Source organism: Vibrio sp. YT-18 (genome assembly GCF_033337345.1).
GTDB classification, from domain to species: Bacteria; Pseudomonadota; Gammaproteobacteria; order Enterobacterales; family Vibrionaceae; genus Vibrio; species Vibrio alginolyticus.
Window position 1 is genome coordinate 144966 of the sequence record NZ_JAWOQO010000006.1, and the last position, 17818, is coordinate 162783.

At 45.4% G+C, this 17818-nt stretch carries 14 protein-coding genes and 1 riboswitch; of the genes, 3 read left to right on the forward strand and 11 right to left on the reverse strand.

Annotated elements, in window-relative coordinates:
• Window positions 1–18: 18 nt before the first annotated feature.
• The 5 genes from R7M72_RS10435 to R7M72_RS10455 all read right to left on the reverse strand — a co-directional run bounded on the left by R7M72_RS10435 (window position 19) and on the right by R7M72_RS10455 (window position 6367).
• On the reverse strand, window positions 19–972 hold the full coding sequence (locus tag R7M72_RS10435) for a CorA family divalent cation transporter (protein ID WP_005391702.1): 954 nt from the start codon (window positions 970–972) through the stop codon (window positions 19–21).
• 276 nt (window positions 973–1248) lie between these two features.
• Complete coding sequence (glpD, locus tag R7M72_RS10440; protein ID WP_176311143.1) at window positions 1249–2808, reverse strand: glycerol-3-phosphate dehydrogenase; 1560 nt, start codon at window positions 2806–2808, stop codon at window positions 1249–1251.
• A 176-nt stretch (window positions 2809–2984) separates the two neighbouring features.
• The gene (locus R7M72_RS10445) at window positions 2985–3776 is read right to left on the reverse strand and encodes a DeoR/GlpR family transcriptional regulator (protein ID WP_005380192.1); all 792 of its coding nucleotides are present in this window, start codon (window positions 3774–3776) and stop codon (window positions 2985–2987) included.
• Window positions 3777–3935: 159 nt separating this feature from the next.
• The gene (gene glpK, locus R7M72_RS10450) at window positions 3936–5453 is read right to left on the reverse strand and encodes a glycerol kinase GlpK (RefSeq protein WP_005380193.1); all 1518 of its coding nucleotides are present in this window, start codon (window positions 5451–5453) and stop codon (window positions 3936–3938) included.
• A 59-nt stretch (window positions 5454–5512) separates the two neighbouring features.
• Entirely contained in the window at window positions 5513–6367 is an 855-nt protein-coding gene (locus R7M72_RS10455; protein WP_005380195.1) for an MIP/aquaporin family protein, read from the reverse strand.
• Window positions 6368–7263: 896 nt separating this feature from the next.
• Here R7M72_RS10455 and glpT point away from each other — a divergent pair.
• Window positions 7264–8628: a glycerol-3-phosphate transporter gene (gene glpT, locus R7M72_RS10460; protein ID WP_005380199.1), complete on the forward strand. Its 1365-nt coding sequence runs from the start codon at window positions 7264–7266 to the stop codon at window positions 8626–8628.
• Between the two features lie 56 nt (window positions 8629–8684).
• Complete coding sequence (gene glpQ, locus R7M72_RS10465; protein WP_005380201.1) at window positions 8685–9740, forward strand: glycerophosphodiester phosphodiesterase; 1056 nt, start codon at window positions 8685–8687, stop codon at window positions 9738–9740.
• Window positions 9741–9821: 81 nt separating this feature from the next.
• Here the strand turns inward: glpQ and dapD are convergent, their stop codons facing one another.
• The 5 genes from dapD to R7M72_RS10490 all read right to left on the reverse strand — a co-directional run bounded on the left by dapD (window position 9822) and on the right by R7M72_RS10490 (window position 14724).
• Window positions 9822–10853 carry a 2,3,4,5-tetrahydropyridine-2,6-dicarboxylate N-succinyltransferase gene (gene dapD, locus R7M72_RS10470; protein ID WP_005391708.1) on the reverse strand — a complete coding sequence of 344 codons (1032 nt, stop codon included), beginning with the start codon at window positions 10851–10853 and terminating at the stop codon, window positions 9822–9824.
• Window positions 10854–11178: 325 nt separating this feature from the next.
• Complete coding sequence (locus R7M72_RS10475; protein ID WP_315956543.1) at window positions 11179–12162, reverse strand: GGGtGRT protein; 984 nt, start codon at window positions 12160–12162, stop codon at window positions 11179–11181.
• 23 nt (window positions 12163–12185) lie between these two features.
• Window positions 12186–12878 (reverse strand): iron-sulfur cluster assembly scaffold protein, encoded by a 693-nt coding sequence (locus R7M72_RS10480; RefSeq protein ID WP_193838112.1) that lies wholly within the window; start codon window positions 12876–12878, stop codon window positions 12186–12188.
• Between the two features lie 259 nt (window positions 12879–13137).
• Window positions 13138–13213: riboswitch (Fluoride riboswitch) on the reverse strand.
• A 156-nt stretch (window positions 13214–13369) separates the two neighbouring features.
• Complete coding sequence (locus R7M72_RS10485; protein WP_005380208.1) at window positions 13370–13669, reverse strand: YebG family protein; 300 nt, start codon at window positions 13667–13669, stop codon at window positions 13370–13372.
• A gap of 128 nt (window positions 13670–13797) precedes the next feature.
• Complete coding sequence (locus tag R7M72_RS10490; protein ID WP_017636009.1) at window positions 13798–14724, reverse strand: LysR substrate-binding domain-containing protein; 927 nt, start codon at window positions 14722–14724, stop codon at window positions 13798–13800.
• A 109-nt stretch (window positions 14725–14833) separates the two neighbouring features.
• On the opposite strand from R7M72_RS10490, the gene R7M72_RS10495 reads away from it, so the two are divergent.
• On the forward strand, window positions 14834–15808 hold the full coding sequence (locus R7M72_RS10495) for a TDT family transporter (RefSeq protein ID WP_017636010.1): 975 nt from the start codon (window positions 14834–14836) through the stop codon (window positions 15806–15808).
• 75 nt (window positions 15809–15883) lie between these two features.
• Here R7M72_RS10495 and R7M72_RS10500 read toward each other — a convergent pair whose 3' ends face one another.
• Window positions 15884–17707 carry a DUF3413 domain-containing protein gene (locus R7M72_RS10500; RefSeq protein ID WP_033905554.1) on the reverse strand — a complete coding sequence of 608 codons (1824 nt, stop codon included), beginning with the start codon at window positions 17705–17707 and terminating at the stop codon, window positions 15884–15886.
• Window positions 17708–17818: the final 111 nt, after the last annotated feature.

The window sequence follows — 17818 nt, forward strand, 5'->3', positions numbered from 1 at the left end:
TCTTTATAGGTTTAGTGTTTATTCGTCTTCGTCGTCCGCTTTATTCGTGAGCCCCAAGCGTTTAAATAGCCACCACTCTAGACCAAAAATGACAATTAAGGCGATGCAGAACCAGGTGAATGCCATGGTGGATTCCACGCCTGGCATTCCACCAACATTGATACCGAGTAAACCTGTTAAGAAGCTGGTTGGTAGAAAAATCGTTGCTACCAAAGTAAACAGGTAACTGTTTTTATTGGTTTTCTCATCACGATGATGTTTGATCTCTTCTTGGAAAAGCGCCACTTCTCCAAGATAAAACTCAAGTGTTTCATTTATGCGCGTAATATTATTGTGTGCGAAGCGATATTGATGAGGTCTCAAAGCAATCAATTCTGATTCTGACTCCACAAGATCACGGATAGCGTACTGCTGAGGGCGAATAAAACGCTTGATAGAAATCAGTGCTTTTTGAGTCGCCATATGTTTGTACGTCGATTCATCATTCACGTCGAACTGGTTTAGTGTTTCTTCAATTGTATCAAGGTAAATGTCTATTTTACTGTTTAATCCTTCAATGATCTGATGAAGTAAACTAGCAAGACTTTTTGGGCCTTTGTGTTCCGCTAATGCTTGGCGAATCTCCATGATCGCGCGTGATGGAATTTTACGAGTTGAAATGAGTGCGCCTTGAAAGTAGAGAATTCGAATACTAAGCATATCTTCTGGTGATGCATTGCCGTTCATATTGACGCCTCGTAAAATCAACATGAAGTTCTCGTCATCTAAAGGATGGAAAGATGGTCGGCTTTCGTCGGCTAATAGATGATCAACCGTAGCTCGAGGTACTTGGTTTTGCTCCAGCCAACCACGAATATCAGGATGCAGCCGTTCGCAATGGTACCAATGCTTAGCTTGAATTTGCTCTGCCGTGGTGGATTGTTGAGTTGCTTCTGGGGTTGAGAAGTCCCAATGTTCAATCATAAAACCCATTTTCTTTTCCTTGTTTGAGCCGATACCAAAATAACCTCAAGATACTTCTTTCGCGAGAATTGCATTGCCATACAGAGGCAATGCTCTGAGTACGGTACTCTGAAGTCATTGATGCATTATTTTTCAAATGAGTATGATTGTATTTAACGCCAAATGTCTATGAATAGTTGTTCTTATTTGCAATCGAGTGGAGCGCACCAAGGTGTTGTGCTTAAACAACAAAACAAAAAGCCTGCAACTAAGCAGGCTTTATTGTGGGGGGAGGGAGGGGAGCTGTTAGCCAACTTGAGAAAGATTAACCACTTTCTGTTGTAGCTTTTTCTTTAAATAGTCCGTTAAGGCCTGTTTTTCTTCCTCGTTCATGTAAAGACCAAGCTTAGTACGGCGCCATAAAATGTCTTCATCGGTCATTGCCATTTCATGGTTCATTAAGTAATCGATCTCACGTTGGTAAACACCACTGGCTTGTGTCGAGAACGTTTGTCCTAAGTCAGCTTCACTTGTTGTACCTTCCATTAAGTTCCACGTTTGGGTACCAAACTGAGTAACATAACGAAGAATCAATGCTTCTGGCGCCCAAGTGTATTTAGCATGAATTTGTTTCGCTAATTGTTCACGACTACAGCTGAAGTTACCACCAGGAAGGGTTTGGTTGGCCGTCCAGTCTTTACCCATTTCAGGTAGGAACGGAGCAAGTTTCTTCATTGCTGCTTCACCTAACTTACGGTAGGTCGTTAACTTACCACCAAAAACAGAAAGCAGAGGTGCATGGTCGTATTCCGCATCGAGCTCTAGCGTGTAGTCTCGTGTGATTGCTTGCGGAGAGTCAGATTCATCGTCACATAAAGGACGAACACCGCTGTATGTCCAAACTACATCTTCGCGAGTCAACTGGTGGACAAAGTGTTGGTTTACGATATCAATGAGGTAATCGACTTCGTCATCTGAGATCGACACTTCACGTGGGTCACCTTTGTATTCCACATCTGTTGTACCAATGATTGAGAACTTATCTAAGTAAGGAATCATAAATACGATGCGATTGTCTTTGTTTTGAAGAATGTAGGCTTGCGGTTCGTTGTGGATACGAGGAACAACGATGTGCGAGCCTTTGATTAAGCGAATGTTACGAGGAGAGGCTTGCTCTAATCCATCATCAAAGAACTGTTTTACCCAAGGCCCCGCAGCATTGACTAACGCTTTCGCTTTACGTTCGAAACGTTGGTCTGTCATCACATCGTGAATAGTAACATGCCAGATACCACCTTCACGGTGTGCTTTTTCCACGCGGCAGTAGTTACGCACTTCAGCATGGTTTTCGCGAGCCGCAAGAACGTTCAGTAATACTAAACGTGCATCATCAACCCAACAGTCAGAGTATTCGAAACCCGTTTTCATTTCTGGTTTTAGCAAGCCAGATTTCGCAAGGTTGACGGTTTTACTGCCTTGCAGCGTCGTACGTTTACCCAAGTTATCGTAAAGGAAAAGGCCACAACGAATCATCCAAGCTGGGCGTAGGAATGGGCGATGCGGTAAACGGAAACGCATTGGTAGTGCGACGTGTGGTGCTTTACGAAGAATAACCTCACGCTCTGCGAGCGCTTCCGAAACTAAACGAAACTCGTAGTGTTCAAGGTAGCGTAAACCGCCGTGTATCAGTTTAGAACTTGCTGAAGAAGTCGCAGATGCGAAGTCATTTGCTTCGTATAAGCCAACACTCAAACCTCGGCCAGCTGCGTCTGCTGCAATACCAGCTCCGTTAATGCCGCCACCGATTACGATCAAGTCTAAGGTAGTGGATGAGCTAGTAGTGGAAGCATTATTTTGTATACTCATAAATTTGACCTCTTGGTGAGCGAACGAGCATTTTAGAACATAATGTAATCCTAGCTCAGGTTTCGTTTGTGATCATCTATTATTTTCGTTTGTGAGCGTTTTGTGTGATTTAGACACAAAAAAACCTCTGTCTAATTAAGACAGAGGTCATTTGAGGGGGAGTTATACGATTGACGTTACTCGTTTTCGGAGTTTGATTCGTTAGCTTCAACCACTTCAAGTGGGATAGAAGCTTCCTTCAAAATTGACAAGATTTCTTCTGGTGGCTGCTTATTGGTAAAGATCATGTTGAGCTGTGCAATATTGCCTAGTTTCACCATAGCATTGCGCCCGAACTTGGTGTGGTCTACGGCAAGAAATACACTACGGCTATTGTCAATGATCGCTTGTTTGACCCGGACTTCGTGGTAATCAAAGTCTAATAGCGAGCCATCGAAGTCGATACCGCTAATGCCGAGAATACCAAAGTCGAGACGGAACTGTTTAACGAAATCGAGGGTAGCCTCGCCAACAATACCGCCGTCTCTGCTGCGGACTTCTCCACCCGCTAAGATGACTTTGATTTCAGGGTTAGGGAAAAGAATGGTCGCAACATTGATGTTGTTGGTGACAACACGCAACTGTTTATGGTTTTTATTGAGCGCTCGCGCAACTGCTTCTGGTGTGGTGCCGATATCGATGAATAGTGTGGCACCATCTGGAATGTGTTTGACTACCTCGTCTGCAATGACATCTTTTTCATTGAAGTTGAGCGCTTTACGCGTGTTGTAAGATGTGTTTTCAGAACTGAGAGGAATAGTGGCTCCACCGTGATAACGACGAATTTTGTTGTCATCGGCGAGTTCATTGAGATCGCGTCGGATGGTTTGTGGGCTGACATTGAATCTTTCTACTAACTCATCCGTGCTGACATAGCCTTGTTTTTTCACCAGCTCAACAATCTGCTGGTGTCGAGGTATTTGCTTCACTTACCACTCCCTTGTGCATTGGTAACGGCCAATGCTTCAAATTCGAAGCTCTATTGTGCTCGAATTTGCTCGTTGTGAGAAGTAAGCGAGTTCAGGAATCGGGGATAAAGCGCAAAAAGAGCGCACAAATGGCGCTCTTTTTTTCTTATGGAGATGAGATTAATCTTCTTCGTCGTGAAGTTCAGACCAGGTTTGTGCACATTTCACTGCACGTTTCCAGCCCTTGTAACGACGATTGCGTTTTTCTTCATCATCGTGTGGCTCAAAGGTGCGATCAAGTACCGCTTTATTCTGCAACTCATCAATGCTATCCCAGTAACCAACTGCAAGGCCGGCAAGGTAGGCTGCACCAAGAGCGGTAACCTCAGTTACTTGAGGGCGGTGTACTTCTGTGTTCAATACATCGGATTGGAATTGCATTAGGAAGTTGTTCGCTACTGCACCACCATCGACGCGAAGGTTCGCAAGCTTAATGCCTGAGTCAGCTTGCATCGCATCCAGTACGTCACGAGTTTGATAAGCGATGCCTTCCAATGTTGCACGGATGATATGGTTTGAATTCACACCGCGAGTAAGGCCGACAATCGTGCCACGTGCGTAGGCATCCCAGTATGGAGCGCCTAAACCAGTAAATGCAGGCACGACATAAACGCCGTTTGATGTATCCACTTTTGTCGCGAAGTATTCAGAGTCTTCTGCACCGTTTAGGATTTTCAATTCATCGCGTAGCCATTGGATAGAAGCTCCACCCATGAATACGGCGCCTTCAAGTGCATAAGCTGGTTCGCCTGCAGGACCACAAGCCAAAGTAGTTAGAAGGCCATGTGTCGAAGTGACTTTTTCTTGGCCAGTATTCATTAGCAAGAAACAACCCGTACCGTAAGTGTTTTTCGCTTGACCCGCTTCAACACACATTTGGCCGTAAAGCGCCGCTTGTTGGTCACCTGCGATTCCAGAAATAGGAATACGAGTACCGCCTTTACCACCGATGTTGGTTTTACCGTAAATTTCCGATGAGCGCTTCACTTCTGGCATCATAGATGCTGGGATGCCAAGCTCATCTAACATTTTTTGATCCCAACATAGATCGTTGATGTTAAACAGCATGGTACGCGATGCGTTAGTGTAGTCGGTTACGTGAACGCGACCTTGAGTCATCTTCCAAACTAACCAAGTATCGACAGTACCAAACAACAGCTTACCTGCTTCTGCGTCTTCTCGTGCGCCTTCAACATTGTCCAGAATCCATTTAACTTTGGTACCGGAGAAGTAAGGGTCAAGCACCAAACCAGTGTTGTCACGTACATAGTTTTCGAGACCGCGTGCTTTTAAATCTTCACAGATATCAGCAGTACGGCGACATTGCCATACAATCGCATTGTAAACGGGTTTACCTGTTTCTTTGTTCCAGACGATAGTCGTTTCACGCTGGTTAGTAATACCGATAGCCGCTAATTGGTCGCTACGGATGCCAGACTTAGCTAGAGCTTCTACTAAGGTAGAGCTTTGTGTTGCCCAGATCTCCATTGGATCATGTTCAACCCAACCAGCTTCTGGATAAATCTGAGTAAATTCGCGTTGCGCGACGCTTACGATGTTCGCATCATGATCAAGAATCACTGCGCGAGAGCTTGTTGTACCTTGGTCTAGGGCAACAATGTATTTTTGCTCAGTCATGGTAAGAATCCTTTTGTTTCGTTATTTATATTTTAGTAAATGTTCGAGTTACGTCAGTTTTAAGCTCTAGCTTCTTCTGTTTCTTCTTCCGTCTCACATTGGTTTGGAATCGTGCAACCGTGACCTTGTTGTGGAAGGTAAGCGGCAATCGCTTTTGGATACAACCAACCACCAAAACACGCACCTGCAATCGGAGCAAGTAAAGGCACGATAAAGTAAGGAATGTCTTTAGCACCTGTCAGAGCGTAATCCCAACCAGCGAAGTAAGCGAACAGCTTTGGTCCAAAGTCACGAGCAGGGTTCATCGCAAAGCCTGTTAGTGGGCCAAGTGAACCACCGATGACGGCAATCAAAATACCGATCAATAGAGGGTTCATTGCGCCACGTGCCGCGCCGTTATTTTCATCGCCCAGAGCCAGAATCGCAAACATCAGCACAGCAGTGATAACGAATTCCACAGCAAAAGCACCAAAGAAAGAGAGGGAGGCATGCGGATAGGTTGAGAAGATACCAGCAGTTGCTAGTGCATCTTGGCTGCTGCGAACGAAGTTATGAGCGATTTCGTAGTCGGTGAAAAGGTTGCTGTATAAGCTGTATACCAATGCAGCAGAACAGAATGCCCCAAGCATTTGAGCGATAATGTATGGCACCACTTTCGCCTTATCAAAACCATGGAACATAGCAAGTGCGATGGTAACGGCAGGGTTGATGTGTGCACCAGAGACGCCAGCCGTACAGTAAATAGCGATGGCGACACCGAAGCCCCATACAATACTGATTTCCCATTGTCCAAATGATGCGCCTGTTAGAACTAAGGCTGCAACACAGCCTACGCCGAAGAAAATAAGTAGTCCTGTACCGATAAACTCGGCCAAACATTCTCCAAGCAGAGAGGGGTGTTTGTTCGTTGTCATGTTAAAAGTCCTTTGATCATTTTTACCTGTCTAGCACGATACTATTGTGCATATATAAACGTTTGCGAAAACAAACGAGCGTTAAAAATGAGCGTTTGAGCATAAATTTGTTAATCAAAGTCTTCGTTTTTGTTAAATGGCGCATCTTTTAACCGGAAAAGAACACAACGAAAATAATTTATTTGTCACGAGGCCAGTGTTGAGAGCGCTCAAATTACCGATGTGAAAAAGAATGCACAACTGGTAAGAGGAGTTTTGTGAAGCTGCTACGTGCTTGGAGACTTATTGCACAGAACTTGTGTAGCAATTAACCCTAAAGGAGTAGCGGAATGTCAAATGTATCAAGGGATAGCAGTGATATAAAAAATACGCTGTCATGTTTGGACTTTTAGAAAAAATCGTCATCCCATTGGTACCAATAGGATGAGTTGAGAAGAGAATAAACGCTGTTAATGTCTTGTGTTTGTGAATCATTGCTTCGGCTTGTATTCAAATAAAAATTGTTTTTTTTATTTCGTTTGATGCTAAACGTGATCGTTTTTCAGCTTTTTAGTTATTAGTTGGTTCGGAGCGAGTAGGGCAGGCGTAAATCGCCCTTTTTACGGTTAGTTTATGTTCTAATTCGAGCCTTTGTTTCAAAGGTTTCGAATTGGAATGCTCAAGTGAGAGGTTTGAATATCAGTTTCATATTAACGAATCTTGAGTAAAGTTGAACGATGATCTAATTAATGCTCATATAATTTACTGTATTTACTTATATTTAATCCATGTGCAACATTTGTCACAGAAATAAAATCCTAACTCCATACAATTCATGAACTTTCGAACGAAGATTTATTTTGTTTCGTTCGCTCCTTTTGTGTTTTTACCATCGCATACAAAATAATGAGGTTCCTATGTTTGGAATATTCAAACCTAAGGCGCACATTGATCGTCTGTCCCCTGGCAGCATCGATAGCACCTACTCTCGCCTCCGTTGGCAACTCTTTATCGGTATCTTTGTTGGCTACGCCGGTTACTATCTAGTTCGTAAAAACTTCAGTTTGGCGATGCCTTATCTTATCGAGCAAGGCTTTAGCCGCGGAGACTTAGGTGTCGCCTTGGCAGCTGTTTCCATTGCATATGGTCTCTCTAAGTTTCTAATGGGCAGCGTTTCAGACCGCTCCAACCCTCGCTATTTCCTTAGTGGCGGCCTATTGATGTCTGCATTAGTGATGTTTTGCTTTGGCTTTATGCCATGGGCGACTGGTAGCGTCACTGCGATGTTCATTTTGCTTTTCTTGAACGGTTGGTTCCAAGGGATGGGGTGGCCTGCTTGTGGCCGAACCATGGTGCACTGGTGGTCACGTAAAGAGCGTGGTGAGATCGTTTCGGTTTGGAACGTGGCGCACAACGTGGGTGGCGGCTTGATTGGTCCACTATTTATTCTTGGCCTGTGGGCATTTAACGATGATTGGCGCACTGCATTTTATGTTCCTGCATTTTTCGCCACGTTGGTTGCTGTGTTTGTTTGGATGACGGTTCGCGATACCCCTCAGTCTTGTGGTCTGCCTCCTATTGAAGAATACAAAGACGATTACCCAGATGACTATGACAAGTCCCATGAACAAGAAATGACAGCGAAGGAAATCTTCTTCAAATACGTCTTCAACAACAAACTTCTTTGGTCGATTGCAATTGCAAACGCATTTGTTTACCTAATTCGTTACGGCGTACTGGACTGGGCACCTGTTTACCTAAAAGAAGCGAAGGATTTCTCGGTAGATAAATCGTCATGGGCTTATTTCTTATACGAATGGGCTGGCATTCCAGGAACACTATTGTGTGGTTGGATCTCTGACAAATTGTTCAAAGGTCGTCGTGCACCTGCTGGTATCTTATTTATGGTGTTAGTGACAGTTGCAGTGATGGTTTATTGGTTTAACCCTGCAGGCAACCCAACAGTAGATATGATGGCGCTTATTGCAATTGGCTTCCTAATCTATGGTCCGGTTATGCTGATCGGTTTGTACGCACTTGAACTCGCTCCGAAGAAAGCCGCAGGTACTGCCGCTGGTCTTACTGGTTTGTTTGGGTACCTGGGTGGGGCAGTTGCCGCAAACGCGATTTTGGGCTACACCGTAGACCACTTTGGCTGGGATGGTGGCTTTATCATCTTAGTGGGTTCTTGTATTACTTCTATCGTGTGTTTGATGTACGCCTTCTTAGGTGAACGTGCGCACCACGAGCAAAAAGAGCGTGAGAAGGAAGCGCTAGCGTAATATTTATTTAAAGAGGCAGTGGAATACTGCCTCTTCGCTTTATCAAGGAAATAACAATGAAAACAAAGTCAGTATGTCTTACTTTTTTAGCACTTAGCCTCTCTGCTGGTGCGATTGCGAAGCCGCTTGTCATTGCGCATCGTGGTGCATCGGGCTACTTGCCTGAGCACACGCTAGAAGCCAAAGCACTTGCTTACGCAATGAAACCTGACTACATAGAGCAAGATGTGGTAATGACGAAAGACGACCAGTTGGTCGTGTTGCATGACCATTATCTCGATCGCGTAACGGATGTTGCGGAGCGTTTTCCTGATCGTGCACGTAAAGATGGTCGTTATTACGCGATTGATTTCACTCTGGCGGAAATCAAATCCTTGCGAGTTACCGAAGGGTTCAACATCGATGAGAAAGGCAACAAAGTAGCGGGCTATCCAACCCGATTCCCTATGTGGAAATCTGACTTCACCGTGCCGACGTTTGCTGAAGAGATTGAGCTGATCCAAGGCTTAAACAAAACGCTGGGTTATGACATCGGTATTTACCCAGAAATTAAAGCGCCTTGGTTCCATCGTCATGAAGGTAAGGACATTTCTAAAGCAGTACTTAAAGTCTTGAAGCAGTACGGTTACGGCTCTCAAGACGACAAAGTCTACCTTCAGTGTTTTGATGCGAATGAACTTCAACGCATCAACAGTGAACTCATGCCTGCAATGGACATGGACTTAAAGCTTGTTCAGCTTATGGCTTACACGGACTGGAACGAAACTATGGTGTACAAAGGCGACAAGGCAACACCATACAGTTATGACTGGATGTTCGAAGCCGACGGAATGAAGAAAGTAGCGAGTTACGCGGAAGGAATTGGACCTTGGAAGCCGATGCTGGTGGATGATAAGTCAACCAAAGACAATATCATCATCAAGCCGTTGATGAAGGCTGCAAAAGACGCTGGCTTGCAAGTGCATCCATACACGTTCCGCGCCGATCCAGGACGCATTCCAGCGTACACTGACAGCTTTGAAGGCATGATGGATGTGTACTACAACCAAGTAAAAGTGGATGGTTTGTTTACTGATTTCCCAGATAAAGCGGTCAGCTTTTTAAATCAGTAATCACGCATTTTGCTGTAAGCTAAAAAATCCCCCAACAGTTTCCTGCTGGGGGATTTTTCGTAGGGCTAATTCACGAATGAATTAGTTGTTTTTATGCAGTTCGCTGTTCAGTTCAACCGCGCTCTTGTTTGCAAGACACTCGATTTGACCTGTTACAGAGTTACGACGGAACAGTAGGTCAGAAACACCTGCAAGATCGCGGGCTTTCACAACTTCTACTTCTTGGCCAGCAGAATCTAGCATGCGTACTTTAGAACCAGCAGTTACGTACAGACCTGATTCGATAGTACAACGGTCACCCATTGGGAAACCAAGACCTGCGTTCGCGCCTAGTAGAGAGTTTTCACCGATAGAAACCACAACTTTACCGCCGCCAGATAGCGTACCCATGATAGATGCGCCGCCGCCGATGTCAGAGCCGTTACCAACCACTACGCCAGCAGAGATACGACCTTCAACCATGCTCACGCCAGTTGTACCCGCGTTGAAGTTGATGAAGCCTTCGTGCATTACCGTTGTGCCTTCGCCAACGTGTGCGCCAAGACGTACGCGAGAAGTGTCAGCGATACGAACGCCAGTTGGTACCACGTAGTCCACCATTTTAGGGAACTTGTCTACACAATCTACGCTTAGTGCACGACCCGCTAGGCGAGCTTCGATTTGACGCTCTGCTAGTTCAGGTAGGTCGATTGGACCTTCGTTAGTCCATGCGATGTTGTGTAGTAGACCGAAGATGCCGTCTAGTACCGTGCCGTGCGGTTGAACTAGGCGGTTAGAGATAAGTTGAAGTTTTAGGAAACCTTCAGCAACGCTTTGTGGCTGCTCGTCAGTTGCAAGGATAACCAGTACAAGTGGTTGTGCTGATTCTGCTGCTTTTGCTGCGAAAGATGCGTTTGCCGCATCGCCGTTTGCTTCAAATGCTGCTGCCAGTTCTGCGCTTTGTGCTGCAGAGATCTCGATAGCTTGGTTGCCTTGCTCGTAACCTGCTACTGCTGCTAGTGCGTTAACAAGCGCTTCGCTTGGGTTAAGAACTGGGTTTGGGAAAAACGCTTCGATGATTTTGCCGTCGCGGTTTTTAGTTGCCGTACCAAAGGCTAGAGAGAAGAAAGCCATAGTTGATCTCCATGTGTTGAGTCTTGTGTCTCGTCTGTTCACTGACAAGAAATAATTAAGTTGTCAGTCATCATAAAGAGAGTATTGGGGAGTTTAAAGAGGGGAAATGGAGAAAGTCCGTAGATGGATACCTTTTGTCTTTTTAGAGATATGTTTGTCTGATGAGAAATGTGTCGCAAAAGCCTTATCAGGCCGATTTGGGGCAGAGACACAGTGAAATGGGAGAAGGGAGCATCGCAAAAAAATAAGGGGAGGACCGAAGTCACTCCCCCTACACTGGGTTTGTTGGATTTACTGGCTTTGGGTAGTAAAGCGATAAATCGACTTAGAGGCTTAGCTCACCGACCTCTACTGCAAGTGCAACCGTTGCACCTACCATTGGATTATTGCCCATACCGATGAAGCCCATCATTGCTACGTGTGCAGGTACTGAAGAGCTACCCGCGAATTGCGCATCGGCGTGCATGCGACCCATGGTATCGGTCATGCCGTAAGAGGCAGGACCTGCCGCCACATTATCCGGGTGTAGAGTACGACCAGTACCACCACCTGATGCAACTGAGAAGTAAGGCATGCCTTCACGGTTACGTTCCGCTTTGTAGATACCTGCTACAGGGTGTTGGAAGCGAGTCGGGTTGGTTGAGTTACCTGTGATGCTCACATCCACTTGTTCTTTATGCATGATAGCCACGCCTTCACGCACATCATCTGCACCGTAGCAAAGGATCTCACCACGTGGACCTTGGGAGAAACGGCGACGTTCTACTTCCACTAACTCACCAGTTTGGTAGTTGTATTGAGTACGTACGTAAGTGAAACCATTGATGCGTGAGATTAGGTAAGCGGCGTCTTTACCCAAACCATTTAGGATAACTTTCAACGGATTTTTACGTGATTTGTTGACGTTCAATGCGATTTTGATTGCGCCTTCTGCCGCTGCGAATGACTCATGGCCCGCAAGGAAAGCGAAACAGCCACTTTCTTCATTCAATAGACGAGCCGCCAATGCACCGTGACCGATACCCACTTGGCGTTGCTCTGCGACGCTGCCTGGTTTTGTGCACGCCTGAAGACCTTCACCGATGATATTTGCAGCTTCTTCTGCTGTTTTTGCACCGCGGAAAATCGCCAAAGCAGTGCCCAGTGTGTAGGCATCGGCAGCGCTTTCAAACGCGATAGGTTGAGTGTCCATCACTAGTGCTTTAGGGTCGATACCACGATCCATACAGTATTGGTAAGCCTCTTCCAGAGAAGAAAGTTGCATTTCGCCTAATGTGCGACGTACAGATTCAGTAATTGGAGTGTTCATAATCTCTTTCCTCTTGGTGGCAATTATTGTTGGCGTGGGTTGATGGTAGATACGGCTTCGTCAAAACGACCGTAAGTCCCCGTTGCTTTGTCTGCGGCTTCTGCTGCAGATACGCCTTCGTTGATGGCTTTCATCATCTTGCCTAGGTTGAGATATTGGTAACCAATCACTTCTTTGTTTTCGTCTAGCGCGAGTTTTGTTACATAGCCTTCAGCCAACTCCATGTAACGTACGCCTTTCGCTTTAGTTGAGTAGCTAGTACCCACTTGGCTACGTTGAGTTTGACCAAGGTCTTCCAGTGCCGCACCAATTTCCAAGCCGCCTTCAGAGAAAGCAGATTGAGTACGACCGTAAACAAATTGAAGGAAGATTTCGCGCATCGCGACGTTGATAGCATCACATACCAAGTCGGTATTCAGTGCTTCAAGAATGGTTTTGCCTGTTAGGATTTCTGCGGCCATCGCTGCTGATTGAGTCATGCCTGAACAGCCGATCGTTTCGATCAAAGCTTCTTCGATGATGCCGTTTTTGACGTTAAGGGTCAGTTTTGCTGCGCCTTGTTGAGGAGCACAAGCGCCAACTCCGTGGCTAAGACCAGAAATCGCGATAACGTCTTTTGGATTGATCATTGCGCCTTCAACAGGGATCGGTGCAGATGCATGAAGCTCGCCGCGTTGAATCGGGCACATTGATTGGATTTCGTGTGAATATTGCATAATGTTTTCCCAGTGTACGATATCCAGCCTATTTGTCAGTCTCAACGGCGTTGACTGCTCTTATTCGCTCCATCAAATAGAAAACTATGTTCAGGAGGTTCATGCGTTTGTCGCCTTGTTGAGTTAACAACTATTTTGGATATCTTTTTAATTTTTGAGAAAACAGGTGCGGGGTTGGAGAAGAGTTGAATTGCTCACTACAGAACTCTCGCTTTCACAACATAAGCGAAAGCACTTCCAACAGGGCTGACCTGTTTTCGTTTCTGTAGGAGTCATTAGCTTTAACAGCGGTTCGAATCTTTCGATTCCGGTGGCACCCCATCACCGGACCCATTTAGACTAGATCTAAGTCACACTAATCCGCAACATGAAATTTAGAGCAATTTGGGATATTAAATCGGTTCTTTATATTCTCAGAGATATATGGAGATAAACGGAAGGAATAAAAAAACGCCGCATAATGCGACGTTTTTTCTAAACAAATAAGAGGCTTATGCAGCGTCTTCTTGCTCGCTATCTTCTTCAACAGCTTCAAGCTTCTTTGCTTTTTTTGGTGCAGGTTTACGTTTTGCACCAAGAGCGTAAAGCACTTCTTCTTTGTTTTGCGCAAGGAACATTGCAAGATCTTCTTGCTTACCTTCGTCTTCTAGAAGTTCACTTTTACCCAGCAGTGAGAATAACTCGTCTGCCATATCCAGCATTTTGTCGTATGCGTCAGCTTCCGCTTTAGAGGTAAAAGTCATTTTCTCTTCTCCATTGCGTTCTACCACGTACTTGACGATTACAGCCATGGTTGGTCCCCTAATTTGGTGTATTGATACTGGCTTTTTATACAGTTTTTGACCAATCAAGTCTAGCGACAAGCCTCAGAATGAGAGACACGTACAACTAACTGACTAGCATTTAAACTATCTTGGTTTCACTTTGCGGATTTGTCCGCCAAAGGAAGGTTTGTTGGTCGCTCCCAATCTTGGCAAAATTCGATAAACGTTTTGAGCAATGGGCTTTGATATTTCTCTTTATGAACCAGTAACCAGAAGCGACGTTTCATATCTAAAGGCATGTCGAGCAGTTTTACGCGGCCGTCACGAATAGCAGGTTCTGCAGACAAACGTGACAAACAGCCCAAGCCTAACCCTGCCGATACTGAGTTGATCAACGCTTCGGTGGTATTGAGCTGAAAAGCTTCATGCCAATGTTCCAAGCGCGGCGCGACAACGCGCATAAAAAATTCGCGTGAACCAGAGCCTGCCTCTCGCAATATCCATTCACTGTTTTCTAGCTCGGTTAAGTTTACTGGCCCTTCGTGCGCGGCTGGGGAATTGGGCGCGCAAATCACGCACATTTCATCTTCGCTAAACTGGGTAGACTGCAATTCAGGGTGAAGTGTTTTGCCTTCAATGAGGGCTATGTCTAACTCGTAATCGGTCAGCATGTCGCAGATTTGTGCGGAGTTAGAAATGAACAGACTTTGAGAACGATGGTTCGTTTGCTGACGAAATTCGCTAAGCAAATAGGGCGCGACTTGGTTGCCAATGGTGTCGCTGGCACCAATGCGAAGTTGGCCCGATAGCGCTTGGTCACCATCGAAAATGCTCTCGATGTCCTTGGCTCGGTTGAGTAATTCATCCGCCAGTGGCAGTAGTTTTTGACCTTCTTGGTTCAAAATCAGTCGGTTATTAACACGATCAAATAAGTGATGGCCGATCTGCTTTTCTAATTCTGAGAGTGCCATGCTCACTGCGGCTTTCGATAAAAAGAGACTATCAGAAGCCGCTGTGAGCGTTTTGTGCTGCGTGATCGTCGTAAACACTTTCAGTTGTTTAAGAGAAATGTGACTTGCCATACCCCACCGTTAAGTAATTCTGAACGTTTGTTTTAAATAATTAGATATATCGGAACGAAGTGCAAGCGTATTATACGTCTCATCAAGAGTGAGTCTGGTTGAGGTCATCATGATTCAAAGAACAAAAGCAAAAGTAATGGGAGCGCCAACTCCAATGGCGGGTTTGGCTCTTGGTATTGCAAGCTTGGGCTGGAGTTGGGAAAACTTCGCCGAATTACATGGCTACGGACAGTGGATTAGTGCGGGTATCGCGAGCATATTGTTGGCTATATTGGCAACCAAGTTTTTGCTACATAATCATCTATTGAGACAAGATCTTGCTCATCCGGTTGTGGGCAGCGTGGTTCCGACATTTGCGATGGGCACTATGGTGGTATCGAACTCTCTCGGCCATTTTTACCCATTAGCTGGCGATGCGCTTTGGCTGATTGCGGTGGTTTTGCACATCGTATTCTTGGTGAGCTTTGTTTACCATCGCGCCAAAGATTTTGAATTGCACCACATGGTTCCTAGTTGGTTTGTACCGCCTGTGGGTATCATCGTTGCGGATGTGTCTTTCTCTGGCAACCCTATGTTAGCACCAGTGGCACAAGGTGCATTGATGTTTGGTATGGTGGCGTACGCGATCATGTTGCCGATGATGATTTACCGTTTCATGTTTACCCATGAAATTCCGGATGCAGCAAAACCAACCATGGCAATTATGGCGGCGCCAGCAAGTCTATCATTGGCAGGGTACTTAACGGTCACTGCGACACCATCACCAGTGATCATCGCTATGCTATTTGGTATCGCGGTATTGATGACAGCCATCATATATCTCGCGTTCTTTAAATTGCTTAGACTGCCATTTAGCCCAGGCTATGCAGCGTTTACCTTCCCGATGGTGATCGGTGCGACGGCGCTGTTTAAAATGGCGAATTGGATGGAGTTGCAAGGATTGGCTGCGCACTATGTTCAACAAGTGCGAGGCTTAGCTGGTCTTGAGTTGATTGTGGCAACATTTGTTGTCTCTTATGTGGCTTTACAATACATCAACAACTTATTGATTCAGCCACGCTTGATGCACGCTCATCACGCTTAAATAGCAGATAGGAAAAAGCCTCTTGGTCTTACAACCAAGAGGCTTTTTTATTTCAATCGGCGTCGATGTTGGACACTAGCCTTTTTTGTAAAATCGCGACATCTCATCCAGAGAATGACGAATGATATCGACAGGAATTTTCTGTTCTTTCTCGACTTTTAACTGGCGATTCAGTTGCTGAGAGTGCCCGCCAGGGTTGACCACAAGCATCAGTTCTTTGCCGACCAATGCATAGTTGTAGTAGCTGCCTGCAATATACCAATCGCGAGAGGCAGAGCTATCAAACAGGTTATGACCAACGCTGTATGAACTCGTTGTGCCTTGAACGTCAAACAGCGTATTCATCATGGTTGGCACGACGTCAAAATGGGTCGTGCGGTAATCAACTTGCTCTGGCTGACGATTTGGCATGTACACGTAAAGAGGCACATGTACTTGAACGTCACTGTAGTTACCCGTGTGGCCCCAATAGTTCATCTTATGGTCGTTAAACTCTTCACCATGATCTGATGAAATCACCACAATGGTGTTGTCTAAGTCGACATTTTTCAGCACATCACCAATCAAGCTGTCGATGTAGTACAACGAGTTCTTGTATCGATTGTGGTAAAGCGAAGCGTCAAAATCGTTGTTGAGCAAAATGTGGTCAACGCGTTCCCAGTATGGTTTGAATTTCGCAAATTCAGGTTCAGGAAACACCGTGCCGTGGGCGGCATCGTAGAACAGAAAACCAAAGTACGGCTTGTCGCTGTCCTGCTTTTGGAACTCGATGAACTTGTCTGTTATCTGCTGATCGCGCTCGACAGTTGTTTCTCCAGTTTGTTTCAGGGTCAAGTCCGACACTTTTTTGAATACCGTGCGAGAAAGTGGCGGGCTGGTGAGCGGTGCTGAGCCAAAAATGCCCATGCGGTAGCCTTCTGCTTGCAGCGTATCCATAAACACAGGAGAGCGTTGACTTGCGTAAAAGCTTTCCCAGTAGGTCGCTGGCAAGCTGTAAAACAGGCTGAAAATACCCGCTTGAGTTGAGTTGCCGCCGCTCATATGTTGTGTGAAATTCACCGTTTTTTCGGCGAACTTGCTGACATTTGGCATGACTTCCGGCGTCGCATCACTGTAGCGCCACGCGTCAACCAAGATAAACAAAACATTGGGCTGTTTCTCTTTGCTTTGCACTTGAATCGGCGCAAGCGGGTAGTTGAGTGAGCTACGTTCAATGTTGGTTAACTCTACGCGGTTCTTCGATGCAATGTTCTCATCCACTAGGTCGTGTTTGTAAATAAATTTACGAGCCGTCAGCGGGTAGTAAAGTGGCCAGTTATTCGAAAACTGACTGACTTCATCGTCGTAAAGTGCGTTTTTGTACGCATGAATCATCTGCGTGCTAAGCAATACAGCAAACCAGACGCTGATCAAAACGAACTTAGCTCGGCTTTGTGCCAGTTGATTACTTACCCAAACGGTACAAGCGAGCCCGATCACCAGAACGGCAATTTCACTGATGAAGATTAGCCAACTCATCCACGAAATATCGAAGACATCATCACCACCTTCGAAAAACATACGGATTAATAGAGCGTTGATGTGAAGTTTGTATTGCTGAAAAACGAGAATATCGACTTTAAACATAATCAATAGACAGATCGCGATAGCGATCACGATGCCTTTGAATACTCGAGTCGGTAGAAAAGAGAGCAATAAACTCAACAACATAAATGGAAGAGCGATCAAGCCCAGCCAGCCATATTGAGTCGAAACCAAATAGTAACCTTGCAACAAGGTTAGCGGTTCATTCTGATTGTTAGACAACACAAAAGGATAACAAGCGATCGACAGGTACACTGCAAAGCAAGCAAAAAAAGCAATCAGCCAAGCGCTGTTGGAAGACAGTTTGCGAAACATACTTTTTGTTTGTTTATAAATTATGGGTAGAGGGAGTATAAAACAGTGTTTTTTATTATGGAATAGTTGCGACGAATGTCACATTTTGTATGGAAGTGTCAGACTTGATTG